Source organism: Acetobacter sp. P1H12_c (assembly GCF_018811975.1).
Lineage (GTDB): Bacteria > Pseudomonadota > Alphaproteobacteria > Acetobacterales > Acetobacteraceae > Acetobacter > Acetobacter persici.
In genome coordinates, this window is sequence record NZ_JACRVR010000004.1 from 90182 (window position 1) to 114086 (window position 23905).

19 protein-coding genes are annotated in these 23905 nt (G+C 58.9%); 10 read left to right on the forward strand and 9 right to left on the reverse strand.

The window, feature by feature from the left end; all coding sequences use genetic code 11:
• Positions 1 to 307: 307 nt before the first annotated feature.
• Positions 308 to 1780 (reverse strand): mannitol dehydrogenase family protein, encoded by a 1473-nt coding sequence (locus KP699_RS04765; protein WP_215761837.1) that lies wholly within the window; start codon positions 1778 to 1780, stop codon positions 308 to 310.
• A gap of 432 nt (positions 1781 to 2212) precedes the next feature.
• Here KP699_RS04765 and rpmI point away from each other — a divergent pair, with 432 nt between their 5' ends.
• The 5 genes from rpmI (at position 2213) to pstS (ending at position 7559) form a co-directional block, all read left to right on the forward strand.
• Positions 2213 to 2416: a 50S ribosomal protein L35 gene (gene rpmI, locus KP699_RS04770; RefSeq protein ID WP_077930063.1), complete on the forward strand. Its 204-nt coding sequence runs from the start codon at positions 2213 to 2215 to the stop codon at positions 2414 to 2416.
• A gap of 14 nt (positions 2417 to 2430) precedes the next feature.
• Positions 2431 to 2790: a 50S ribosomal protein L20 gene (gene rplT, locus KP699_RS04775; RefSeq protein ID WP_025825489.1), complete on the forward strand. Its 360-nt coding sequence runs from the start codon at positions 2431 to 2433 to the stop codon at positions 2788 to 2790.
• Positions 2791 to 2937: 147 nt separating this feature from the next.
• Positions 2938 to 4008: a phenylalanine--tRNA ligase subunit alpha gene (gene pheS, locus KP699_RS04780; RefSeq protein WP_086655328.1), complete on the forward strand. Its 1071-nt coding sequence runs from the start codon at positions 2938 to 2940 to the stop codon at positions 4006 to 4008.
• A 3-nt stretch (positions 4009 to 4011) separates the two neighbouring features.
• Positions 4012 to 6471, forward strand: coding sequence for a phenylalanine--tRNA ligase subunit beta (gene pheT / locus KP699_RS04785; RefSeq protein ID WP_215761799.1), 2460 nt, complete (start codon positions 4012 to 4014; stop codon positions 6469 to 6471).
• Positions 6472 to 6569: 98 nt separating this feature from the next.
• Positions 6570 to 7559, forward strand: coding sequence for a phosphate ABC transporter substrate-binding protein PstS (pstS, locus tag KP699_RS04790; RefSeq protein WP_252346803.1), 990 nt, complete (start codon positions 6570 to 6572; stop codon positions 7557 to 7559).
• A gap of 167 nt (positions 7560 to 7726) precedes the next feature.
• Here pstS and KP699_RS04795 read toward each other — a convergent pair whose 3' ends face one another.
• The 5 genes from KP699_RS04795 to fumC all read right to left on the reverse strand — a co-directional run bounded on the left by KP699_RS04795 (position 7727) and on the right by fumC (position 14268).
• On the reverse strand, positions 7727 to 10363 hold the full coding sequence (locus tag KP699_RS04795) for a Hint domain-containing protein (protein WP_215761801.1): 2637 nt from the start codon (positions 10361 to 10363) through the stop codon (positions 7727 to 7729).
• A 283-nt stretch (positions 10364 to 10646) separates the two neighbouring features.
• Positions 10647 to 12395 carry an ABC transporter substrate-binding protein gene (locus tag KP699_RS04800; protein ID WP_252346799.1) on the reverse strand — a complete coding sequence of 583 codons (1749 nt, stop codon included), beginning with the start codon at positions 12393 to 12395 and terminating at the stop codon, positions 10647 to 10649.
• A 17-nt stretch (positions 12396 to 12412) separates the two neighbouring features.
• Positions 12413 to 12577: a hypothetical protein gene (locus KP699_RS04805; protein WP_179194553.1), complete on the reverse strand. Its 165-nt coding sequence runs from the start codon at positions 12575 to 12577 to the stop codon at positions 12413 to 12415.
• Positions 12578 to 12591: 14 nt separating this feature from the next.
• Complete coding sequence (locus KP699_RS04810; RefSeq protein ID WP_215761802.1) at positions 12592 to 12774, reverse strand: hypothetical protein; 183 nt, start codon at positions 12772 to 12774, stop codon at positions 12592 to 12594.
• Between the two features lie 45 nt (positions 12775 to 12819).
• Positions 12820 to 14268 carry a class II fumarate hydratase gene (gene fumC / locus KP699_RS04815; RefSeq protein ID WP_215761803.1) on the reverse strand — a complete coding sequence of 483 codons (1449 nt, stop codon included), beginning with the start codon at positions 14266 to 14268 and terminating at the stop codon, positions 12820 to 12822.
• Between the two features lie 313 nt (positions 14269 to 14581).
• Here fumC and KP699_RS04820 point away from each other — a divergent pair, with 313 nt between their 5' ends.
• From KP699_RS04820 to KP699_RS04830, 3 genes are all read left to right on the forward strand, one after another.
• The gene (locus tag KP699_RS04820) at positions 14582 to 17239 is read left to right on the forward strand and encodes a cation:proton antiporter (protein WP_215761804.1); all 2658 of its coding nucleotides are present in this window, start codon (positions 14582 to 14584) and stop codon (positions 17237 to 17239) included.
• 122 nt (positions 17240 to 17361) lie between these two features.
• A complete protein-coding gene (gene bla / locus KP699_RS04825; RefSeq protein ID WP_252346800.1) occupies positions 17362 to 18240 on the forward strand; it encodes a class A beta-lactamase in 879 nt (292 codons plus the stop codon).
• Between the two features lie 15 nt (positions 18241 to 18255).
• Positions 18256 to 18585, forward strand: coding sequence for a hypothetical protein (locus tag KP699_RS04830; RefSeq protein WP_212353705.1), 330 nt, complete (start codon positions 18256 to 18258; stop codon positions 18583 to 18585).
• 69 nt (positions 18586 to 18654) lie between these two features.
• On the opposite strand, the gene KP699_RS04835 is transcribed toward KP699_RS04830, so the two are convergent.
• Entirely contained in the window at positions 18655 to 19203 is a 549-nt protein-coding gene (locus KP699_RS04835) for an HdeD family acid-resistance protein (RefSeq protein WP_215761805.1), read from the reverse strand.
• 353 nt (positions 19204 to 19556) lie between these two features.
• Between KP699_RS04835 and rpsD the strand changes: the two genes are divergently transcribed.
• A complete protein-coding gene (gene rpsD / locus KP699_RS04840; protein WP_025825471.1) occupies positions 19557 to 20174 on the forward strand; it encodes a 30S ribosomal protein S4 in 618 nt (205 codons plus the stop codon).
• A gap of 102 nt (positions 20175 to 20276) precedes the next feature.
• Positions 20277 to 21824, forward strand: a complete 1548-nt coding sequence (locus KP699_RS04845; protein WP_215761806.1) for a peptide chain release factor 3 — start codon at positions 20277 to 20279, stop codon at positions 21822 to 21824.
• A 42-nt stretch (positions 21825 to 21866) separates the two neighbouring features.
• Here the strand turns inward: KP699_RS04845 and KP699_RS04850 are convergent, their stop codons facing one another.
• Together KP699_RS04850 and KP699_RS04855 are read right to left on the reverse strand one after the other, a co-directional pair.
• Complete coding sequence (locus KP699_RS04850) at positions 21867 to 23099, reverse strand: MFS transporter (RefSeq protein WP_215761807.1); 1233 nt, start codon at positions 23097 to 23099, stop codon at positions 21867 to 21869.
• Complete coding sequence (locus tag KP699_RS04855; protein WP_215761808.1) at positions 23096 to 23812, reverse strand: NUDIX hydrolase; 717 nt, start codon at positions 23810 to 23812, stop codon at positions 23096 to 23098. The genes KP699_RS04850 and KP699_RS04855 overlap by 4 nt, the downstream gene beginning before the upstream one ends.
• Between the last annotated feature and the right edge of the window lie 93 nt (positions 23813 to 23905).

Sequence of the window (23905 nt, forward strand, 5' to 3'; positions counted from 1 at the left end):
TATTTAATAGTGGACAAAACTTATCTGGATTTGGTCCGCAAATAAACGCATAGGTTTCCGCGTGAAGCGGTAAAACCTGAATAAGATTTATTTGAAACACGAGAATGTTATGGAAAACGGCCAGTTTCTCTCTTGACTATATTTACGTGTATATGGACAGCGTCTGTTTTGCATGTAAGGCATGCGTCTATAGCGTAATAAAAAGACGGCTGTGAGAGAGTGAGCGGGCTGTTTTGCTGTGCGCAAGGTAAGGCAGGAAGGGTCTGCTTTATGAAAGTAAAGCAGACCCTTTCCGTTATAACAAGAATTATAGTCCGAGTTGCGTAAGTGTCTCGCGCGCGCCCTGTGTGCGGATGCTACGGCGCAGTTTGACGACGTCCTCCACAAAAGCCGGGTACTGCTCCAGATTCCATCCCGCAAAAACCGGCATGGTCAGGCCGGTTGCCAGATCATCCTCCAGCGCCAGTGCTCTGGCGGCATCCGGCAGGCCGGGTTCGGAGAGTTTGTAAGTCTTCTGGCTCTCGGTCTGACCACGCAGATATTCAAGGAAGCAGGCCACCCCGAACGCGATGCGCCGATGGTCAGCACCGGCTTTCAGCGCACCTTTGACAGTATCAGTCCAGAAAACCGGCAGTTTTGATGCGCTGTCAGACGCGATGCGCAGAAGCTGATCCCCAACCGCCGGATTGCGGAAGCGGTGCAGGACCTGATGCGCATAGTCGCTGAGAGACACGCCTTTTGGCGGGGTGATGGATGGACAGGCATCCTGCGCCAGAAACTGTTCCAGCAGGGTGACAAGCCCCGTATCCGCCATGGCGTGCGGGACGGTATCATAATCCATCAGCAGGCCGGGCAGGGCGAGCATGGAGTGGGAGGCGTTGAGCATCCGCAGTTTGACCTGCTCATACGGTCCGACATCATCCGTAAACTCTACCCCGACGGCTTCCAGTTCCGGGCGGCCAGCGCAGAATTTGTCTTCAATCACCCATTGGGTGAAGTCCTCCGCAAAAAGGGGCATCTGGTCGGCCACGCCGCTCATGGCGTCCAGACGAGCCACGTCGGCCTCAGAGACTGACGGCGTGATGCGGTCCACCATGGTGGAAGGGAAGGTGACGTTTTCCCTGATCCAGGCGCCCAGAGCCGGGTCCCGCGCTTCTGCAAAGGTGCAGAAGGCGGTGCGGGCGACGGTGCCGTTGTCCCGCAGGTTGTCACAGGTCATGACGGTAAAGGGGCCGGTGCCATTATCACGCCGCAGGCGCAGGGCTTCCGTCACCAGCCCAAACGCGGTTTCAGGCACGGCGCGTTTGAGGTCTTCAGCAATGGCTGGGTCATCCAGCATGAATTTCCCGCTCGCATCCACATAATAGCCGCCCTCGGTAATGGTCAGGCTGACAATTTTAATGGTGGGGTCTGCGAGGCGGCGGATGGCGGCGGCGCGGTCCTTTGCGGCCTGCACATACTCTGTAATGCCACCCAGAACGCGGATGGTGTGTGTGTTGTCCGGGGCAAATTCCGTCAGGGTATAAAGGCCGTTCTGTTCTGCCATGATGGCGGCGCGGCGGGTTTCCCGTGCGTTGTCACGCAGTCCGACCCCGACAATTGCCCAGTCCTGCTGGCCGGGACGCGCCAGAACCCGATCAACATAGAGTGCCTGATGTGCCCGGTGAAAATTGCCGACCGCCAGATGGGCGATGCCCGGTGTGGTTTTGCTGCGGTCATAGGCGGGGGTGAGAACCTGCGGCGGAAGCTGGCGGAGTGTGGCGCTGGAAAGGGCAATCATGGAAATCGGCATACCTCATTCTGTTGTAAGGCCAGTATTCTGTTGTGGGGCCAGTCTGGTGCAGAAAGAAAATCGTTTAACCACAGCGCACTGGCTCGCTGTGCTGCACACAGGCCCCTGTTGGTCAGAGTAAAGCGCGGGACGGAGGTAGGTTGCCTGCGGGATGCAGAAAACGTGGCCTTGCGCGCGGTCTTTCCAGAGTGGGGCGGCAGGGGCCGCACGGCTTTGCCCGGGGGCAGGAAAGATCTGACGTATGAGTGAGCCTACCATATCCTTGCTGAAAAATCCCGCTCAGATGCCGCTTGAAACTCTGAACGCTTTCCGTTATGTGAGCGGCTTCGTTACACGCGTCCGGGCTTGTGGGGCATGCCCGGCCGTGTTTTGTCGCTCTGGCAACAGAGGGACGCGGTTCGAGCTTTCAGGAGTAAAGAAATGCCCAAGATGAAGACCAAATCGTCGGTCAAAAAGCGGTTCAAAATCACCGCGACCGGCAAGGTGCTCTCAGGTCCGTGCGGTAAGCGTCACGGGATGATCAAGCGTCCGCAGAAAATGAAGCGCAGCAACCGTGGCGCACAGGTGATGACACCGCAGGACGGCCGTACCGTCAAGCAGTGGGCACCCTACGGGCTGGTTTGAGGAGCATCTGAGATATGGCACGTGTAAAACGCGGTGTAACAACCCACGCCCGTCACAAAAAAGTCCTGGACATGTCCAAGGGCTTCCGTGGCCGGTCTTCTACAAACTACCGTATTGCTCTGGAACGGCTTGAAAAGTCTCTCCAGTACGCATACCGTGACCGCCGGAACAAAAAGCGCGAATTCCGCGCTCTGTGGATCCAGCGTATCAATGCTGCTGTGCGTGAGCACGGCCTGACCTACAGCCGTTTCATCAACGGTCTGGACAAGGCTGGCATTGAAATCGACCGTAAAGTTCTGGCCGCCATCGCTTTTGATGACGCCGCAACGTTTGCGGAAATCGTGAAGAAAGCTCAGGCTGCTCTGGCTGCCTGATGCTTCTGGCCGATTTGCTCTGAAAAAGGCCGTCCGTAAGGGCGGCCTTTTTCTGTTCTGGTGGCTGTTTTTCCGGCTTGGGGGTTTTCTCCGCGCGGCTGAGCGGCTATCCGCCTCATAGCATTTTCCCCTCTCGTGTGAGGTTTCATGAGCGACGATCTTGAGATTCTCCGGCAGGACGTCCTGTCGGAACTGGCCGGTGCGGCTGATATGCGGGCATGGGATGCCGTGCGTGTGGGCACACTGGGTAAATCGGGCCGCCTGACGGCACTGCTCAAGGCGCTGGGGAAAATGGCCCCGGATGAACGCAAGGCCCGGGGCGGTGCCCTCAACCGCCTGCGGGATGACCTGACACGCGCGATTGAAAGCCGTGGGCAGGAACTGGAAGCCGCAGCACTGGAAGCGCGTCTTGTGGCGGAACGTGTGGATATCAGCCTGCCGCCGCCCGGAACGGCACAGGGCGCTCTGCACCCCATCAGCCGCGCTGTGGAAGAAATGACCGCCATTTTTGGCTCCATGGGCTTCAGCGTGGCGGAAGGGCCGGATATCGAGACGGACTGGCATAACTTTTCCGCCCTGAACACGCCGGACCATCACCCGGCCCGCACCGACCATGATACGTTCTATCTGCCGCCCGTGCCGGGGCTGGATGTGGCGCGCGTGCTGCGCACCCAGACTTCCGGCGTGCAGATCCGTACCATGCTGAGCCAGAAGCCGCCGATCCGTGTGATCTGCCCGGGCCGGACCTATCGTGCGGACCATGATGCGACCCATTCCCCCATGTTCCACCAGTGCGAAGGTCTGGTGGTCGGGCAGGGCATTACGCTGGGGCACCTGAAAGGCTGCCTGATTGAGTTTCTGCGCGTGTTTTTTGACAAGCCGGATCTGCCGGTGCGTTTCCGCTCCTCCTATTTTCCGTTTACCGAGCCGTCCATGGAAGTGGACATTGGCTGGTCTCGTCGCACAGGTGAAATTGGTGGTGGGGAAGACTGGCTGGAAGTGCTGGGCTCCGGCATGATTCACGCTCGTGTGCTGGCCAACTGTGGTCTGGACCCGCGGGAATGGCAGGGCTTTGCCTTCGGGATGGGGGTGGAGCGCCTGACCATGCTGAAGAACGGGATTCCGGACCTGCGTTCGTTTTATGAGAGTGATATCCGCTGGCTGCGTCATTACGGGTCTGACCCGCTTGCGCCCGCACTGCTGCACGAAGGGGTGTAAGACATGAAATTTACGCTTTCATGGCTGTATGACCATCTTGAAACCTCAGCCACGGTTGAGGAAATCTGCGCCAAACTGAACCAGATCGGCCTTGAGGTTGAAGGGGTGGAAAATCCCGGTGCGGCTCTTGAGCCGTTCCTGACCGCCCGTATTCTGGAAGCCACGCAGCATCCGAACGCCGACCGCCTTCAGGTCTGCCGGGTGGATGCCGGGCCGGGCATGAATGATGTGCAGGTTGTGTGCGGGGCCCCAAACGCCCGGGCCGGGCTTGCCGTGATTTTTGCAAAGCCGGGGACGTATGTGCCGGGGCTGGATATTACCATCAAGGAAGGCAAGATCCGTGGTGAAGCGAGTGGCGGTATGCTGTGCTCCCTGCGTGAACTGGGTCTGGGTGAAGAGAGCGGCGGTATTGCTGAACTGCCGGAGGAGACCTTCCCCGGCCAGTCCTACGCTGATTTTGCCGGTCTGGATGATGTGGTGATTGAAATTGCCATTACCCCCAACCGGGGTGACGCGCTGAGCGTGCGCGGCATTGCGCGAGATCTTGCTGCGGCTGGTCTGGGCACGCTGCGGCCCTGGCTGGCTGAAGCGGTGGAAGGGACGTTTGAGTCCCCGGTTGTGTGGGAAAACGCTTATCCGGAAGCCTGTCCGTGGGTGCTGGGCCGTACGGTGCGCGGTGTAAAGAACGGTCCCAGCCCGGACTGGCTGCGGCGTAAGCTGGAGAGCATTGGCCTGCGGTCTATTTCCACGCTGGTGGATATTACCAACTACTTCTGTTTTGATCTTGGCCGCCCGCTGCATGTCTTTGATGTTAAAAAACTTTCTGGCAACCGCCTGACGCTCTGCCACGGTGCCGGAGAAACCTTCAAAGCACTGGACGGGCAGGATTACACTGTCTCCCCGGATGATTGCGTGATTACGGACGCCAATGGCGTCCAGTCCGTTGCGGGGATTATGGGCGGGGAGGCCTCCGGTGCGGATGAGGGCACAACGGATGTCTTTATTGAATGTGCGCTGTTTGACCCGGTGCATATCGCGCTGAGCTGCCGCCGTCTGGGCCTGTCTTCTGACGCCAGCTACCGCTTTGAGCGCGGTGTGGATCAGGCGCTGCCCGTGGCAGCGATGGAAGCAGCAACCCGCATGATTGTTGATCTGTGCGGTGGTGAGGCCAGTGAGGTTGTCTCTGCCGGTGCGCCGCCCGCATGGCAGCGTGAGGCGACGCTGCGCTTCAGCCGCGTGCGCGATCTGGGCGGCCTGGATGTCCCCGCTGAGGAAAGCGTCGCTCTGCTGGAAAAGCTGGGCTTTGAAGTTCAGGACAAAACGGAAACCCATGTGCTGGCCAGCGTGCCGTCCTGGCGGAATGATATTGCGCAGAAGCCAGTTCTGGCTCAGGGGCGCGATCTGCCAGCCGATCAGGCGGCCCGTGCGGCCGAAGGCGTTGAGCAGATTGAAGCCGAGAGTGATCTGGTGGAAGAAATCCTGCGCCTGAAAGGGCTGGATGCGGTGCCCCCTGTGCCGCTGCCGCCCGTGAGCGTGGTGCCGGGTGTGGCGCTTACGCCGCGCCAGATCCGTACAGCCCGTGCCCGCCGTGTGCTGGCGGCGCGTGGTCTGGTGGAAACGGTCGGGTTCTCCTTTGTCTCGCATGAAGATGCGCTGCGGTTTGGTGGCGCGCCGGATAGCCTGCGCCTGCTGAACCCGATTGCGTCTGATCTGGACCAGATGCGTCCGACCCCCATGGTTAATCTGGTTGCCGCCAGCCAGCGCAACGCCGCACGCGGCTGGGCCGATCTGGGCCTGTTTGAAATTGGGGCCGGGTTCTCGGAAGACGGGCAGCAGCAGATTGCCGCTGGCGTACGGACTGGCCATACGCCGCGTTATCCGGGGCAGGTCAGCGCGGATGTGTCTCTCTGGGCGGCCAAAGCTGATGCGCTGGAGTTGCTCACGCAGCTCGGTGTTGCCATTGAAGGCGTGAGTGCAACGCCGGATGCGCCCTCATGGTACCATCCGGGCCGCTCTGGCGTGCTGCGTCAGGGGCCGAAAATGGTGCTGGGTTATTTTGGGGAACTGCATCCGTCTCTGTTGCAGGCGGAAGGGATTGATGTGCCGGTGGTAGGGTTTGAAATCCTGCTGGACGCCGTGCCGGAACCCAAACGCCGCAAGAAGAGCGCGCCAAAACTCTCGGCTTTCCAGCCGGTCCGGCGTGATTTTGCCTTTGTGGTGGCACGCGATGTGCCGGGGGAAAAACTGCTGAAAGCTGTGAAGGGCGCAGACCGCGCTCTTGTTTCTGATGTCAGTCTGTTTGACCTGTATGAAGGCGAGCATGTGCCGGAAGGCCACCGCTCCATGGGCGTTGAAGTGACGTTGCAGCCGGTGGACAAGAGTCTGACGGATGCGGAACTGGAAGCGGTGTCCGAGCGTATTGTTGCCGCAGTCGCCAAAGCGACAGGGGCCACCCTGCGCTAGGCAGGCAGCAGGACAGGAAGCGGAGAGTAACGGGAATGACACACCGGATGGTACGCCTCAGACACGGAGCGAGACTGGGGCTGCTTTCTGCCGTGCTGATGGCGTGCGGTACACAGACCCTGCGGGCGGAAGATATTACCGGCGCGGGGTCGAGCTTTGCGGCGCCCCTTTATCAGGCGTGGTCTGCTGCCTCTTCCAGCAGCACAGGTGTGAGCGTGAATTATCAGACCATCGGCTCCGGTGCTGGCCAGAACATGGTGCTGGCCGGAACGGTGGATTTCGGGGCGTCTGACGCGCCGATGGCCCCGGAAAAGCTGGATGCCGGGCATCTGATGCAGTTCCCGACGGGTATTGGCGGCATTGTTGTTATTGTAAACGTGCCCGGTGTGCCGGATGGAGCCTTGCGGCTTACTGGCCCGGTGCTGGCGGGGTTGTATGATGGCACGATCAGTTCATGGAATGATCCGCGCGTAGCCGAGCTTAATCCTGACCTGAAACTGCCGGATCTGCCTGTGGCCCCGCTGCACAGAGCAGACGGGTCCGGCACCACGTTTGTCTTCACGGATTATCTGGGCCGGGTCTCCCCGACATGGGGTACATCCGTCGGGCGTGGCACGTCTGTTGACTGGCCCGCAGGCTCAGGCACACGCGGCAATGACGGTATTGCCGCCTACGTGGCGAATACCGAAGGCAGCATAGGCTATGTGGAATATGCCTATGCCGAGCGCAACCATCTGCCGATGGTCCAGTTGCAGAACAAGGCAGGAGATTTTGTCACGGCATCGGCTGACAGTTTTGCTAAGGCGGCTGAGTCTGCCGTGTGGGATGAAAAGACGCTGACCGCAGCGCTGTCTGACACGCAGGGTAGCGGCGCATGGCCGATTGTGACCACCACCTATGTTCTGGTGCCCCGCCGTTCGGCTGGCACGGAACATGGTCTGGCTGTCCGGACGTTTTTCCGTTGGGGGCTGACCAACGGTGAAGCCGCCAGCCGCAAGCTTGATTATGTGCCGGTTCCGGCGCGCGTAAAAACCATGGCGCTTGGGCTGCTGGATCAGCTTCAGGGGCAGAAGGCTGCTGGGAAATAACTTTCCGGCGGGAGGCCAGAGAGTATTTCATCTTTTGTCAGCCATAAGATTCCCATATCGACGCAAGAAGGGCGGACACGTGAAGTGGCCGCCTTTTTTGTTCGAGGATGCCTGTCCGGCAGCCTGTCTACTACGGGGCGAAGCAGAGCGGTATTGGCCTGATGTGCTCAGGCACAGGCTGCTTGTGGAGAGAAGACAGTTTCCATCTGTCCTGAAGATGTCCCCGCGTCCAGCACGTACGGACCGGCGGAGAGGATTTGTATGGTGAGTATGCGGCCTACAGCGGCTCCGGATGCGGGAGCGAGAGGCAGCGTGGCACAGCCATCTGTCCAGCGAGCGTACTCATTTTCCTGAGTATGCCAGCCTGACAGGCTGCTGTCTGTCAGATGAGGCGTGATGTCGTGTGATTGACCGCCTTCACGGCAACATATTGTTCCAACCAGCACGCCGAGCGTTCGGCGGTCATCCACAAAAGGGCCGATACTGTCAGCCGGTCGTGCTGAGCGGGAAATCAGAGAAACCGTCGCGATACCCGGCGGAAGGAGGAAAAAGCTGCGATCATGTTCCTTGCGGAGGGCGCGCAGGCGTGTTCCGGCGGGCGTGAGCAAATGCAGGTCAGCGTCATGCGTGACGTTGCGGGTGGTCTGGCGGGGCAGCAGACCGAGTGTCTGCGCACGGGAGAACAGGAGGTTGAAGAGGCGTTCAACATCGGTTCGGGCAACCGTCAGAGGGGCTGCGCTATCCTTCTCCCACGTTTTGGGAGTGGACGGGAGGCGGGCCAGTGTGCCGGGCTGTGAAAAGCTGCGACGGTTTCCGGTATCCAGATAGCTTTCTGTCAGCGCGCCGTTTGCACGGATCACGGCATGCTGTGCTGTTTCAATATGAAAACATTCATACTGGGGGAGGCTGCGGTCATAAAAAATGGAGGCGCCATTAACCAGCATGCGCACCGGCACGAACTGCCCGTCAAAATAAAGGCAGTGTTCAGGGGTGACGAGCAGATCCTCAAACGGAACATTGTCCGCAAGTGCATTTTTCAGGATTCGCACCGGGTAACCGGCTTCATCCGCAGGCAGGTCTGCCCGCACGGTGACCGGGCGTTTGCCGGCCCAGATAACCGCGCGGCATTCTGCCCGGCCTGTATCATAGGTCATGACCTGATCGTCTATGCAGATATTTTCCACAGGAGTCAGACCGGATTCGGTTTCTATAAGAGTACCGTTCAGGAAGCAGACCACGGCTTCCAGCATGACCGCGCCCTCATCCGTTTTGCTCAGCGTGAGGTGGGAGAGGTCGGAAGCGCTGAATGTCAGAGTGTAGGTGGTCTGGTTATCGGTAACAGTGGCCGTGTTGCCAAGGATGCTGAGTGTCGCGTTTCCATCATTTGTCAGGGTCGAGAGTGTCAGCGTGTTGCCGGTTGTGAAGTTGGCCAGAGTGGCGGAGAATGACGAGGCAGACTGAAGGGTGAGTTTGCCGGTATTATCGCTAAATGTAATCGTCTCTGTGGCGGGCGCTGTTCCTGCAAGCACCAGTGAGGCTCCACTGGTAATGGTAATATTCTGATAAGACTGGTTGCCTGAGAGCGTCCACGCTCCCGCGACGGTCATGGTCTGGAAGTTCTGTGCGCCGTCAAACGTGCCTGAACCGGAGAGATTGACCGTGTTGGTGCCACCGCCGCCATCGACCATCCCGATAATGACAGAACCGGTCTGGATGTTCAGCGTGTCATTTCCGTCCCCCAGCAGAATGGCGTCTGTGGTGCCGGAAATGGTGCCGGAGTTGGTCAGCGTGTCATCTTTATCATCATTGATACGGATGCCGTACCCGTCCAGTCCTTGAATCGTGCCGTCATTGACCAGCGTGGTGGCATACGGTGCGTAACCCTGACTGCTGTTATCAATCAGGATGCCGTTTTGTGCACCGCTGATGGTTGCTCCCGCATGGTTGGTAATGCTGCCACCGCCCAGTGCCAGCCCTTCACTGGTGTTGGTGAAGCCATCGCTCCCGCTTCCTCCGGCGCCGGTACCCTGAATGGTACCGTAATTGTCTATGGTGGCGTAGCCATCAATATCCACACCGTCTCCGTCGCCCGTGCCGGACTTGTCATAGGCTCCGGTAATTGTGCCGTAATTGGTGACGCTGCCGGTGCCATCCGAGCCAACGCCCGAGCCGTCACGCCCGGTAATTTCTCCGCCCTCTTCATTGACCACCACAACATCGGTGCTGCTGGTAATACCGTGGCGTGCGCCTGAGATGCTGCCCGAATTGTTCACTGTGCCGGCATCGTCCTGAAAATCGATGCCATCATTTTTGGTCGCGCCGTTTGCGCCACCAGCATAAATGGTGCCGGCGTTGTTGATGACGGCGTTTTCTCCCGGACGGATGGCGTCTGCATCGGTGGACTGGATCACACCACCTTTCTCATTGGTAATGGTGATGCTGGACGCGGTCGCCAAAGCATTGAAATCAATCGCCTGACCATCGGTGGTGGATGTAATCGTCCCGCTATTAGTCAGTACAATGGTGGCGGAGGGCATATCCGCATCAATCCGGATGCTGTCATCCGAGCCAGAGAGAGTGCCGGTATTGTTGATGGTCAGACTGGCGCCGGAAATTGTTGCGGCAGTTTTGCTGGCGGTGGCGTCAATCGCGCGTTTGCCTGTGGATTTAAGCGTACCGCTATTTTCAATATCAAGCGTTGAGATGGAATCCAGATCAACCGAGACCGTAGTCTTTGCAGTGCTGATTTGTTTCGTGTTTGAATAGGTCTGGTCAGAATTCAGGGTAACTGTGTTGCTACTCATGAAGGGCGTCCTCTCTGGCTGGAGGAACGTTCTGTAGCAAGTCTGATTTTCTGGAATAGTCTGGCAAAAGGGGCAGCGTTAATTTTTAACAAAACATTCACGCTGCATGTGGCGGGGGCGCTGAATGTGTCAGGACAGACACGATTTTCGGGCGGCAAAACACAGTCATCCCGCGCTCATCCCGGTGTTGTCCCGACTTTCATCCACAGATTCTGTGGATAAAGAAGCGGGTAGAGAAATTATGGGCCGAAGGGGGTAGCACCCAGGGGGCGGTTCTGGCGGACTAGCGCAGCCAGACCTGTGAGAAAAACAGTTTATTGACCTGAGTGTAAAAGAAATTCTTCAGGCGTGGTGAGGTGATGATCACATCATCTTTCTCAATCACCGGGGCGATGGGGGCCTGTTCCATCAGCAGGCGGTCAGCCTGCCGCCAGAGATCATCCGTCTGTTGCGGCGTAAGAGACACATCGATTTTAGCGCGATCCATAATCGCCTGAATATGCTTGTCACAAAAGCCGGGGATGTTGATGGAGCTATCCGAATTGGGGTGAAAATTCTCGCATCCCAAAAGATCATCTAAAAAATTAGATGGGGATGGATAATCTGCTGACCAGTCTTTAAGGGCAATCTGTACATGGTTCCCTGAGTTCTGCATGTAGTTGAACGCCATGGAGCTACTGAGCGGGCGGAGCGTGGCCTCATAGCCAATGCTTTGCAGCATGTCGCGCAGCCATGTGCCCATGGCATAATCAATACTGGTATTGGCCGTGACCAGCGTAACGTGTTGCCCGGCGGTGCCGCTTTCCCGCACCAGTGCACGGGCTTTTTCCAGATCCGGCGCAGCCCAGCGTGCAGCCGGGGCGGAGGGAGAGGCGCCGCGCGTATAGAAGCACTGGTCAGACGTAACCGGCAATGAAGAGGGCAGCATACCGCACAGAGGCCGGGCAATACCGGGGCCACCATAGAGAATGACCATGGCTTTGCGGTTGAGCGCATAGTTCACGGCCTGCCGGGCCTTGATCTGGTTGAACGGTGGCAGATTGACGTTCATCGGGATGAAATACATCGCCGGATGCGGTGTTACATGCGTTTGTGCGGTAAAACGGCTGCCCAGTTCCCCCAGCCTGTCCATGGGAACAGTGTCCGCCATCCAGTCATACTGGCCGTTTTCAACAGCCGTCACCGCGGCTTCATCCGGGATGCCGAAGCTATAGTCTATGCCGTCCGGGTAGCCGTCAGGCTGGGCCTGTGCATCCCACACGCGGAAATAGGGGTTGCGGTCCAGACGCAGGATTTTGTTCGGGTCATAACTCGTGACCCGATACGGCCCAGTGCCGGGAATGGGCTCGTTGCCGATGTCATGGTCCGGGGTGCTGGCGGGCAGAATAACGGCATGGGTAAAGGCCAGTTTTTGCAGGAATTCTGTATCAGGCTGCGCCAGATGAAAGGTGATGGTGCGGCGCGCCGGATCATCCGAGATCCCGTCTTTCAGGCTACAGTCCGCCGGGTGGTTCAGACAGGCATCGGCTCCGGCAATCGCGGAATAAAAGGAGCCTGCCGTGGGTGAGCCGACACGGAAAATACGGCGGAAAGATGCGACCACATCCGCTGTAGTCAAAGGCTGACCGTTGGAAAAGCTGATATCCGGCCTGAGCGTAAAAACGTAGGTGCGCCCGCCATCCTGTGGTGTGGGAAGGGTCTCGGCCAGATCCGGCACAACCTCGTTCCCACGGGGGCCAGTGGTTTTGCGGAAGGTTGTCAGCCCATCATACACCACAGCATACAGATTGATGTATTTGGCGGTGTAATTGATCTGCGGGTCAAGTGTGCCGCCGGAGGCTGCGGCGACAAGCCTGAGCGTGCCACCCCGATGCGCGGCCAGAGTTTCTGGTGTGGGGTCAACTGCTGTCTGCGCGGTGGCAGACAGCGGGCTGCTCGCGACCAGACCACCTGCCACCGTCAGGCCCGCCAGCAGGAATGAGGAAACAGAACGCCGCACGCCCCGGTGCCTCAGCATGCTCAAGGCGCGCATTGCTCTCCCTTTACCCTTTAGGGCTGCGATGCAGGTGCGCCGTTAACTGCGGGCTGCTGGTCAGCCGTGCCCGGAGGCTGGTCCATCAGGTGTGAGAAATTCCGGTAGATGGAACTGACCAGAAAAATACCCAGCATGAGCGTGACAATAACAATGCCCAGCCGCAAGAGTTTGCCTTCCATGTGTCTGCGGTCCTTCAGCGTTGCGGAGTGGGCATGTTGGAGGGCGGGCGATACCAGTTGGGCCCGCGCTCCCCATGGTGGGTTCTGGGGTGATAATAATGGTGTGCGTGGTCATCCGCGCAGGATGTGAGGCCCAGCAGGCCCAGAAGAGACAGGCCGGGGATTACCCGCCGCGCAGAAAGGAAAAAACGGTTCATGAAGCAATCATACCGGCATTTGAGATGGCGCGAAAGGGATGTGTATCAGGCACCGGCCACGCCGTTGCCCACCATATCCAGCGGGTTAACCAGCCTGTCAAACGTCTCACCGTCCAGATAGCCTGACTGCACGGCAGCCTCCCGCAGACTGAGATTCTGTTCCGTGGCCCGATGCGCGATGGCCGCCGCCTTATCATACCCGATAGCGGGGCTGAGGGCGGTCACGAGCATGACGGAGCCGTTTACATATTGTGCAAGACGCGGCTCATTCAGCTCTGTTCCCTCCACGGAGAAAACTCTGAAATTATGGCATCCATCCGCCAGAATACGGATGCTGTGCAGACAGTTGGCGAGAATGACCGGGCGCATGACATTCAGGTTGAGCTGGCCCTGACTGGCGGCAAAGCCAACAGTGGCATCATTGCCCAGAACCTGCGTTGCAATCATCACCAGCGCTTCACACTGGGTCGGGTTGACCTTGCCGGGCATGATGGAGGAGCCCGGTTCATTCTCTGGCAGGTGCAGTTCTCCAAGTCCGCAGCGCGGGCCGGAGGCCAGAAGGCGCATATCATTGGCAATTTTGAGCAAAGGCACAGCCAGCCCTCGCAACCCGGCAGAGGCTCTTGCCATAGCATCCAGCCCGCTGAGGGCCGCGAATTTGTTCGGAGCGGTGACAAACGGGCGGCCCGTCAGTTCAGCGATTTTGCTGGCGATGGCCTTGCTGAATCCCGCCGGGGCATTCAGCCCGGTGCCAACAGCGGTACCCCCGGCGGCGAGTTCAAAAAGCCCTTCCCGCGCCGTGCGGAGGGCGGACAGGGCATCTTCCAGCATGCAGGCCCAGCCGGACCATTCCTGCCCGACGGTCAGCGGCACAGCGTCCTGAAGATGCGTGCGGCCAATTTTGACAACATTCATCCACTGCTCGGCTTTGGTGTGGAGACTGTCGCTGAGGGCTTCCACTTCAGGAATCAGCCGGTTTTCTATTTCCAGCAGCGTGACGATATGCATGGCGGTAGGGAAGGAATCATTGCTCGACTGCCCCATATTCACATCATCATTCGGGTGCACCGGCTTTTTGGAGCCGATCTCACCTCCGGCAAGCTGAATGGCGCGGTTGGCGATCACCTCATTCAGATTCATGTTGGTCTGCGTGCCGGAGCCTGTCTGCCAGACAAAAAGCGGGAAATGCGCGTCCAGCTTGCCCGCGCAGATTTCATCCGCCACGCGGGCAATCAGGTCTGCTTTCCAGTGTGGCATCCGGCCATCGGCTGCGTTGACCAGTGCCGCGGCCTTTTTCACCACCGCATAGGCATGGCAGAGGGGCAGGGGCATATGGTCTTCCCCGATGGAGAAATGCACGAGGCTGCGCTGGGTCTGTGCCCCCCAGTATTTGTCGGCGGGGACCTGAATTTCGCCCAGTGAATCCGTCTCTGTGCGGAAGCCGGTTGCCGTCAGGCCAACTGGACAGTCTGTGATGGTGGGTGATGTCGTCATGAGAGTCATCCCGATTGTGTCTGGTGATGTCATGCTCGCCTCGTGCCGGTGCCTGAGGCGCTCTGATGGTCTTTTTTCAATATGGGGTGTGGCATTGCTGCCGCATGTCAGAATAAAGTCACATTCAGGCGAGGCATGGCCCCGGCAAAGCGCCCCGGTGCAGAGCAGGAAACGCACAGGCGAGGTGGTTGTTCGCGCAGGGAGTGTGTTAAAAGACGCTCACTTTCCGGAACGTCTGCCTTTCTGGTGCCTTATCGTCATGCAACAGAAGAATCTGAGTGCGGAATAATCTGGCTGGAGGAGCAAAGAGGGTATGGCGGTAACGGGTCTGGCTGCGGTACTGCTTGCCATTGCGCTTCTTCTGGTCATTGTCAGCACGGTTCAGCCCATTGCCCGCAGGCTGGAACTGTCTGAAACCGTTCTGCTGGCTATTGTCGGCATTATTATCGGTAGTCTGGCAGACTTTGCCTTGCGGACCACGCATACGTCCGCCCTGAATGGCATTGCGGAAACGCTGCTGGATTTCCCGATCAACAGTGAAGCGTTCCTGCTGATCTTCCTCCCCGTTCTGGTTTTTCAGGGCGCACTGGCCATTGATGTGCGGCGTCTGGCGCATGAGGCAGCAACGGTGCTGCTTCTGGCCGTGGTGGCAGTGGTGGTGTCCACGGGGGCCATCGGACTGGCGTTGCTGCCTTTTGCGCAGATGCCACTGGTTGTCTGCCTGCTGCTGGGCTCCATTGTCGCGACGACGGACCCGTCCGCCGTGGCCGGGATTTTCCGGGATATCGGGGCGGCAACACGCCTGACGCGTCTGGTGGAAGGGGAAGCCCTGCTGAATGACGCGGCGGCAATTTCCATCTTCTCCATCCTGCTGCCCTCAGTCACCCTGCATCATGCCATTCATCCGGGCGAGGCCGTGATCTCGTTCGTGATTTCCTTTGTCGGGGCGCTGATTGTCGGCGTGGTTTTTGGCCAGTTAACGCTGATGATGATCACGGCTCTCAGCGGGTCCGCCGCTGCGGAAATTACCCTGACCGTCGCCCTTCCTTACGTGGCCTATATCGTCTCGGATGAATTTCTGGGGGTGTCCGGAGTGGTGGCCACGGCAGCGGCGGGGCTGACCTTGTCCGTCTACGGGCCGTCAACCGTACGGCCGCAGACATGGCTCTTCCTTAACCAGTTGTGGCAGCAGCTTGTGTTCTGGGCCGGGTCTCTGGTGTTCGTGCTGGCCTCCATGCTGGTGCCGCATCTGCTGGTGGGTATGACCCGGTGGGACTGCGTGCTGATCCTGATTGCCAGTGTCGCGGGGTTGGCGGCGCGTGGGGCGGTGGTGTTTGGTCTTCTGCCTTTCCTCGCCATGACAAAGCTGGCGCCCCCTGTGCCGACACCGTTCAAGGTCACAATGGTCTGGGGCGGTCTGCGCGGCGCGATTACACTGGCTCTGGCGCTGGCGGTGACGGAAAACGAGCGCGTTTCCACGCCCGTTGCGCATTTTATCGGTATTCTGGCCACCGGCTTCGTGCTGATTACGCTGCTGCTGAACGGCACGACGCTGCGGTCTCTGGTGCTGTTTCTCAAGCTGGACAAGCTCTCACCCATTGATGAAGCCATGCGGCATCAAGTGCTGAGCATCGGGCTGGAAAACGTCAAGGAACGCTCGGAAAAGCTGGCGGATGAACTCGGCTTTTCCACGGATGCGACGGGCACCGTAATTGAGCAGGTGGACCGCCGCGCGCATGAGGAGCAGGGGGCCAATACCTTTGATACAGCCCTTGGTGATACGCAGCGTGTGAACCTTGCGCTGATTACCATCGCCAGCCAGGAACGCTCTGTCCTGCTGGACCTGTTCCGTATTCAGGGCTTGTCCCGCCGTGTGATGGAAACGCTGCTGCGCTCCTCCGAGGCCGCGATTGACGGTGCACGGCTGGAAGGGCGTCTGGGGTATGTGCGTGCCCTGCGCCGGCGGCTGAGTCCGTCCCTGCGCTTCAAAATTGCACAATGGATTCATAAGAACCTGCGCATCGACCGCCCGCTGATGCTGTGTATGGCGGAGCGGTTTGAAATGCTCATGGTGGCGCATTTTGTCTCGATCTCGCTCACACGTTTTATGAGTGAGCGGCTGGAGCCGACGCTGGGCAGCCGTATTGGGGACGTGGTGGCCGAGGTGTTGCAGCGCCAGCGCAAACTGCTGGACGAAGCGCTGGAAACCCTGCGCCTGCATTATCACGGCTATTCGGAAGCTCTGGAAAACCGGATTTTCCGCCAGATTGTACTGCGGCTGGAGGGGGAGGAATATGACTCTCTGCTGGCGGAATCCCTGATCAGTGATGAACTGAACCGCGAGCTTCTGAAAGAACTGGAACGCCGCCGCCATCGGCTGGACAAGCCGCTGAGCTTTGACCTGCGCAGCGGGATTGAAAGCCGCCTGAAAAATGCGGCTGTCTTCCGGGGGCTGCCCAATGCGGAACTGCATGATCTGGCCACAACAACGTCCCTGCGGTTTGTGGCTCCGCAGGAACTGATCTGCCGCCGTGGGCGCAAGATCCGCAATATCTACTTCATCAGTGCGGGGCTGGCGGAATCGCATGTGGCGGAGCGGGATATTCTCTATGGAGCCGGGGACCTGATCGGCGCATTGTCCGCGATCAATGATGAACGGTGCCCGGCCAATATCCGCGCCGTGCAGTTCGGGCACTTCATGGTGATCAGCGCCTCCCGCTTCCGGCGGCTGGTGGAAGAATATCCGCTGGTGCTGGAAAATATTGAGAAGCTGCGCCGCAAGCGTGAAGCCGGAGAACGGGCCATCAAGCTGGTGCCTGGCGCAACCCCAGCTGAAAAAGAAAGCGAGCGCCCCGGTGTGGCGGCCTCCGCCTTACTGAAGCTTGAAAGCAAGATGCCAAAAAGCATTGCGGCTGAGCCTCAGGAAAATGAAAAGCCGGTGGATCAGGAGCAGCCCTCTTCCTCAGGCTAGGCGTTGCCTTAGCGCGAGGTTCACGGCGGGCAGGGGCAATAGCAGGGGCTGGAATATACTTTGCGGGGCTGGCCTGACCTGACAGAGGTTGTAGAGCCTTCGGGGAGTAAGACGGTTTTTTCATGATGTTCAGGCGGAAATTTCTGGCATGTGCGCCTGCGTTTACGGCGTTCCCGGCCTTTGCCGCGTCTGGAGCCCCGTCGGTTATTGCGGCCTATGAGAAGGCAACCGGAGGGCGTATCGGCGTGTATGCCTGCAACCTGGCAACACGGCAGCGCCTGACGTGGCGGGAAAATGAACGGTTTGCTCTGTGCAGCACGTTCAAGGTCTCCCTCGTGGCTGTGGTTCTTCAGCGTGTGGATCAGGGAAAAGACAGGCTGGATGAGGCGGTGTCTTATACCAGGGCCGACATTGAGCGGGCGGTTTACGCTCCCGTGGCTCAGGCCAGCCTTGAAGCCGGTAAAATGTCCGTCCGCGCGCTCTGTCAGGCTGCGATTGAGCAGAGTGATAATGCCTGCGCCAATCTGCTTCTGGCCCGCGTGGGTGGGCCGGAAAATCTGACACGGTTCTGGCGGTCTCTGGGGGATCAGACCACACGGCTGGATGGCTGGGAGCCGGATCTCAACAGGGTTCCGCTGGGGAGTGTGCGCAATACCACAACGCCTGCCGCTATGGCGGGCGTTCTTGAGCATCTACTGTTCGGGGAGGTGTTGTCGGCGTCCTCCCGCCTGTTACTGACGGAGTGGCTGAAAGGGTGCCAGACCGGGAGGAACCGTCTGCGCGCCGGTTTTCCTGCTGGTTGGGAGGTGGGTGATAAAACCGGGACTAATGGGCAGGACGCCGCAGGCGACTGTGCTGTTGCGTGGCCTTCACCCCGGACGCCGCTCATTGTTTGCGTTTACACACGAGGCGGGCATCCGGCGGAAGACCAGTTTCGGGCGGCGTTTGCCGGGATAGCCCGTCTGGCCGGACAGACTCTGGCGCAGAGTTCAACCAACTGAAGGGAGCGTAAACGGATGACCCTACTGTGCAGGCTTGCTGCGATCTCGGCACTTTTGATGGCTCCGGCTGTTGCCCATGCGCAGGCTGCGGATGATGGATTGCCGGAAACCGGTTCTAAAAACCCGTATAGCCCTCTGGATGTGCCGACAAAGCTGGCGCCGGAAAGCCGCTCCTTATCCGACCTTCTGACGGACGGATATGCCATCACAACGGCCAGCCATGTTGCAAAAGGCGAGATTTTTACTCTCAGAAAAGACCGGAAAACCATTCTGTGTGTGCTGACAGCCCCCTTCACACAGTCTGACCAGAATGTTCCGACGTCACGCTGCTGGGCTCTGAATTAACAGGGCAATAAAAAGGCGCTCTGCCGTCAGACAGTGCGCCTTTTTCAGCCTTTGAACGGCCTGCCGGGCTTATAACCGGCTGGCAGGCGGCAGGACCGTGTTCTGGCGCAGGGCCAGACCAAACTGGAGCCAGCCGATGCCGCTGGTAATCAGTTCCACACCGACAAAGGTACCAATCAGCCACAGGCCGGACCAGGGCAGGGTGAAATACAGGCACAGCCCCACCAGCAGGCTGATCAGCCCGCCCGCCAGCACAATACCCCAGCCCGGCAGGCTGCGGTACTGGATGGCCATAATGCTGCGCATCACGCCCACGACAATAAAGCAGGCTGCGGCAAACAGGGTGATCATGACGGAGCCGGTTGCCGGTTCTTCAATAATCATGCCGCCCGCCACAATATAAAGCAGGCCGAACAGCACGGAAAACAGCACGCCACCCCAGTCCCGCACGGCAAAGGCGTGGGCCACCTGAAGGGCGCCTGCAATAACCAGAAGGATTCCGATAAAAATTATGCTGGCCAGCGTGACGGAAATGGCATCCACGCAGGCAATAAAGCCCAGCGCAATCAGCACAGCGCCCAGAGCGATAAAAAGCGCCCATTTTTTAGAAGATGGCATGGTGGTTATTCCTTGCTCCTGACCATGTTTCTGAAAATCATGGAATAATCTAAGGCAGAGAACGCCTAAATACTATCGGTAAAGGCGCTCTTTTCCTGCATGGGGGAGGCTGTCTGCCGCTTTCTGCCCTAGCAGGCGTCCGGCCTGAGTTGACAGACAGCGGCTCTTTCCGTAATGGCTGCACCCATTGCCGGGAATGTGGACAGGACGGCCGATGCAGGTGGACAGATGCTCCCGCCTGCCGGTGATACGGACTGCGCCCGCTCTGATCCACGAGGGACGGAGACTACCGGCGCCATGATGCGGCACAGGCTGACTGTGCTGCATGCAGACAGAGAAGAGAAGAGCGCCTTATGAGCAAGCGCCTCGAGAGCAAATACAAGATTAACCGCCGCCTTGGCGTTAACCTGTGGGGCCGTGCGAAGTCTCCGGTTAACCGTCGTGAATACGGCCCGGGTCAGCATGGTCAGCGCCGTAAAGGCAAGCCCTCTGACTATTCCATTCAGCTGATGGCAAAGCAGAAGCTGAAAGGTTACTACGGTAACATCAGCGAAAAGCAGTTCCGTCGCTACTATCAGGAAGCCGTGCGTCGTAAGGGCGATACGTCTGAAAACCTGATCAACCTGCTTGAGCGTCGTCTGGATGCGGTGATCTACCGCATGAAATTCGCCATCACGCCGTTCGCAGCACGTCAGTTCATCAGCCACGGCCACATTCTGGTCAACGGCCGTAAAGTCAACATCCCCTCATTCCTGGTGCGGGACGGTGACGTGATTGAAGTGCGTGAAAAGTCCAAGCAGCTTGCCATCGTTCTGGACTCCACCCAGACGGGTGAACGCGACGTTCCGGAATACATGGACGTTGATCACCGCCAGATGAAGGGCACGTTTGTCCGTGGTCCGAAGTTCGCTGATGTGCCGTATCCGGTGCAGATGGAACCGAACCTGGTGGTCGAATACTACTCTCGTTAATCGGCGCTTCGGCCCGATTTGTGCAGCGCCGGGTGGAGGGTTCCCCTCTCCATCCGGCGTTTGCCGTTTTAACCTGTCTCTTTTCCAGCCGGATTGCCTGTTATGTCTGAAACGCTCGCGACTGACCTCAGCACGGAAATTACCCGCCGCCGTACGTTTGCGATCATCTCGCATCCGGATGCTGGTAAAACCACGCTGACGGAACGTATTCTGCGGGCAGGCGGGGCCATCCAGCTTGCCGGAAATGTGCGGGCCAAGGGTGAGCGGCGGCGCACCCGGTCTGACTGGATGTCCATTGAGCGGGACCGCGGCATTTCCGTGGTCAGCTCGGTCATGACCTTTGAATATGGCGGGTGCATCTTCAACCTGCTGGATACTCCGGGCCATGAAGACTTCTCAGAAGATACCTATCGCACCCTGACGGCAGTTGATTCTGCCGTGATGGTGATTGACGCCGCAAAGGGGATTGAAGACCGGACGCGCAAGCTGTTTGAAATCTGCCGTCTGCGCGATATCCCCATTGTCACCTTCATCAACAAGATGGACCGTGAAGCGCAGGATCCGTTTGCCCTGCTGGATGAAATTGCGTCTGCCCTTGCGCTGGATACATCCCCCGCGACATGGCCGATTGGTCGTGCCGCCGGATTTGTGGGGACGTATGACCTGCGGACCAAGGAAGTCCATACGCAGGAAAAGCTGGCGCAGTCCGACCCTCGTATGATGCAGCTTGCGGAAGAGCTGGAACTGGCGGAAGCCGCCCTGCCGTCGTTTGACAGGGAATCTTTTGATGCAGGGCATCTGACGCCGGTTTTCTTCGGGAGTGCGATGAAGGAAATTGGCGTGACCGACCTTCTGAACGCGCTGGTGGCCTTTGGGCCATCCCCGCGGGATCAGGTGGCGGAAAGCCGCACCGTCAAGGCTGATGAAGAAGAGATGACGGCGCTTGTCTTCAAAATTCAGGCTAATATGGACCCCAACCACCGGGACCGTATTGCCTTTGCCCGCATCTGTTCGGGTAAGCTGACGCGCGGCATGCGCCTGCGCCATAGCCGCACGGGCAAGAATTTTGCCGTGCATACGCCGCAGTTCTTTTTTGCGCGGGACCGTCAACTGGCGGAAGAAGCCTTTGCGGGTGATGTAGTGGGTATTCCCAACCACGGCACGCTGCGTATTGGTGACACGCTGACCGAAAACGAAGATCTTAAATTTACCGGCGTGCCGCATTTTGCCCCGGAAATTCTGCGTCGCGTCCGGCTGAATGACGCCATGAAGGCCAAGAAGCTGAAACAGGCGCTGACGCAGCTTGCGGAGGAAGGGGTCGTGCAGCTCTTCAAACCGCAGGATGGCGCACAGCCGATTGTCGGTGTGGTGGGTACGCTCCAGCTTGACGTGCTTCAGGCGCGCCTGAAGGCGGAATATGGCGTGGAAATCGGGTTTGATGCCGTGCAGTTTTCTCTGGCGCGCTGGGTGACCGGCCCGCGTGAGAAGATTGAGGCCTTTGCTATGGCAAACCGCTCAGCCATGGCGGATGATCTGGATGATGATCCGGTGTTCCTTGCAACATCTGCCTTCATGATGCGCCGTACACAGGAGCAGAATCCGGATATTACCTTCCATGATATCAAGCAGATCGGGCTTGAGATTAAATAACCGGGTTGAATGACGGCACCGGGCGACCGGTGCCGGGTTTTCTCAGCGCTTTTCCGTCAGGCAGACGATAAAAGCGAGTGCGGGAAAAGCAGCCCCAAGTGCTGCCGCCAGTGGCCAGCCCCCGTGCGCATAAGCCCAGCTACCAAGGGCTGAACCTGCGGCACCGCCCATAAAGAAAATCGCCATATAAAGCCCGTTCAGGCGGGCGCGGTTTTCTGCGGGGAGCACAAACAGCACACGCTGCCCCAGCACCAGATTGGCGGTGGCCCCAAAGTCGATCAGAATTCCCGCCAGTGTCAGCACGCCGATAAAAAGACCATGCGGTACCGCAAGGCTTGCCAGAAAGGCGACCGACACCAGCGCCATGGCGGCAAGGCTTGCGGGCCATGTCCAGCCTTTATCGGCAATGCGCCCCGCGATGGGGGCAGCAATAGCGCCCGCAACACCCACAAACGCAAACAGCGCAATCTGCCCCTGAGAAAACTGGAAAGGCGGGCTGGCCAGCAGTAGAGGAGTAACTGTCCAGAAAAGGCTGAAGGACCCAAACAGACAGGCATGATAAAAGGCGCGCCGTTGCAGGGCTTTTGTGGTGAGCAGCAGCGCAAGCATGGAACTGAGCAACGTGCCGTAATGGCTTTGTGTGGCCGGTTTGCGCTCAGGCAACACACGCTGGAGCAGAATGGACAGTACCAGCATGATCCCGGCTGAGATCAGGAAAATAGTGTGCCATGAGGAAAATTCCGTCACGAAACTGGAAACCGGCCGGGCCAGCATGATGCCGAGCATCAGCCCGCTCATGACATTGCCAACCACGCGGCCTCTTATGGCCTGCGGGGCGAGACTGGCCGCGAGAGGCACCAGAATCTGCACCGCGACGGACAGAACGCCCACCAGACCAATGGCAAACAGGAAGGGGAGCGGGTGGTGTGAAAAAGGCAGCGCCAGAAGAGCCAGCATGACAAACCGCGTCATCCACACAATCAGGCTGCGGTTTTCCAGCAGGTCAGCCAGAGGGACAATCAGCAGCAGGCCGAGGCAGTAGCCAATCTGGGTGATAGTGACAATCAGGCCCGACTGGCTTTCCGGCATGGCAAGAGCGGCGCTGATCGGCCCGGCCAGAGGCTGTGCGTAATAAAGATTTGCAACAATCAGCCCGCAGGCCGCGGCAATGACCCGGACCAGAGCAGGGCTGGGGCCAGCAATATGCTCAGGGCTTTCAAGGCTGTCAGGGCTGTCTGAGCTTTGAGAGCGTGAAGAGGTCTGGTGGGAAGTCATGAGCAGGTTGCCGCCAGCAGCGCGCGGGAGGTCGGTAGCAGGTCGGGTCGGTCAAGCCATTTTCTGACAGTCTGGTGCGGTACGAGCGTCAGCTGGTCATATTCCTGATTGGCTGACTGTTTCCACCGCGCCTCGACCGCGCTGAAAGACAGAGGCGTGCGCATGGGGATGCCAATATCCAGAATGCGCGTGCCGGGATGGCGGGCAATGAGGCAGGGTGGCCCAGCGCTCAGGCTCTCGGTGGGCAGGCCCAGCTCTTCCTCAGCTTCTGCCAGAAGTTGCTCACGCAGATGCACGTCTGTGCTGTCGCCCCGGCGTTCAATACTGCCAGCAGGCGGGCTCTGCCAGAAATTGCCCTGATATAAGGAGGAGGGATGGCGGCGGCCCAGCACAAAGCCTTCCGGTGTTTCCAGCAGGCCGATTACGGCAAGCGGTTGCAGGCGCAGGTGCGGGAATAAGGCCGGATTTTTCATCTGGGCTAGAACAGCGCGGTATTCAGTCCAGTGGCCGGAAATTTCTGTACGGGTCACGCGGTCTGCGGAAAAAACGCAGCCGTTGAAAAGAGCCGGGGTTTTCAGGCAGGCGGCTGCCCAGATGCGGGTGATCTCAGCCTCTGCGTCCGCCGTGTAACGCGGCGCATGGTCTGTGACCGAGATGATGCAGGACGGAGAAAGCCGGAGCAGGGGCCACTGGCCGGAAAAGCTTGGTATCATAGCGTTATGATACGCGCCGCAGCGGGGCCTGTGTAAAGAAACGACGAGAGAAAACGCAGAAATGTCTCAAAAAAGCGGGAGGCGGCGCAAACC

What these genes read in the sequence shown, in the direction of transcription:
- pstS (WP_252346803.1), top strand. Translation starts at nt 6,570, where the DNA reads ATGGCGTGCGGTACACAGACCCTGCGGGCGGAAGATATTACCGGCGCG.
- rpmI (WP_077930063.1), top strand. Translation starts at nt 2,213, where the DNA reads ATGCCCAAGATGAAGACCAAATCGTCGGTCAAAAAGCGGTTCAAAATC.
- bla (WP_252346800.1), top strand. Translation starts at nt 17,362, where the DNA reads ATGATGTTCAGGCGGAAATTTCTGGCATGTGCGCCTGCGTTTACGGCG.
- KP699_RS04850 (WP_215761807.1), bottom strand. Translation starts at nt 23,099, where the DNA reads ATGACTTCCCACCAGACCTCTTCACGCTCTCAAAGCTCAGACAGCCCT.
- pheT (WP_215761799.1), top strand. Translation starts at nt 4,012, where the DNA reads ATGAAATTTACGCTTTCATGGCTGTATGACCATCTTGAAACCTCAGCC.
- KP699_RS04800 (WP_252346799.1), bottom strand. Translation starts at nt 12,395, where the DNA reads ATGCGCGCCTTGAGCATGCTGAGGCACCGGGGCGTGCGGCGTTCTGTT.
- KP699_RS04810 (WP_215761802.1), bottom strand. Translation starts at nt 12,774, where the DNA reads ATGAACCGTTTTTTCCTTTCTGCGCGGCGGGTAATCCCCGGCCTGTCT.
- KP699_RS04820 (WP_215761804.1), top strand. Translation starts at nt 14,582, where the DNA reads ATGGCGGTAACGGGTCTGGCTGCGGTACTGCTTGCCATTGCGCTTCTT.
- KP699_RS04855 (WP_215761808.1), bottom strand. Translation starts at nt 23,812, where the DNA reads ATGATACCAAGCTTTTCCGGCCAGTGGCCCCTGCTCCGGCTTTCTCCG.
- KP699_RS04795 (WP_215761801.1), bottom strand. Translation starts at nt 10,363, where the DNA reads ATGAGTAGCAACACAGTTACCCTGAATTCTGACCAGACCTATTCAAAC.
- KP699_RS04805 (WP_179194553.1), bottom strand. Translation starts at nt 12,577, where the DNA reads ATGGAAGGCAAACTCTTGCGGCTGGGCATTGTTATTGTCACGCTCATG.
- fumC (WP_215761803.1), bottom strand. Translation starts at nt 14,268, where the DNA reads ATGACGACATCACCCACCATCACAGACTGTCCAGTTGGCCTGACGGCA.
- KP699_RS04845 (WP_215761806.1), top strand. Translation starts at nt 20,277, where the DNA reads ATGTCTGAAACGCTCGCGACTGACCTCAGCACGGAAATTACCCGCCGC.
- rplT (WP_025825489.1), top strand. Translation starts at nt 2,431, where the DNA reads ATGGCACGTGTAAAACGCGGTGTAACAACCCACGCCCGTCACAAAAAA.
- KP699_RS04835 (WP_215761805.1), bottom strand. Translation starts at nt 19,203, where the DNA reads ATGCCATCTTCTAAAAAATGGGCGCTTTTTATCGCTCTGGGCGCTGTG.
- pheS (WP_086655328.1), top strand. Translation starts at nt 2,938, where the DNA reads ATGAGCGACGATCTTGAGATTCTCCGGCAGGACGTCCTGTCGGAACTG.
- rpsD (WP_025825471.1), top strand. Translation starts at nt 19,557, where the DNA reads ATGAGCAAGCGCCTCGAGAGCAAATACAAGATTAACCGCCGCCTTGGC.
- KP699_RS04830 (WP_212353705.1), top strand. Translation starts at nt 18,256, where the DNA reads ATGACCCTACTGTGCAGGCTTGCTGCGATCTCGGCACTTTTGATGGCT.
- KP699_RS04765 (WP_215761837.1), bottom strand. Translation starts at nt 1,780, where the DNA reads ATGATTGCCCTTTCCAGCGCCACACTCCGCCAGCTTCCGCCGCAGGTT.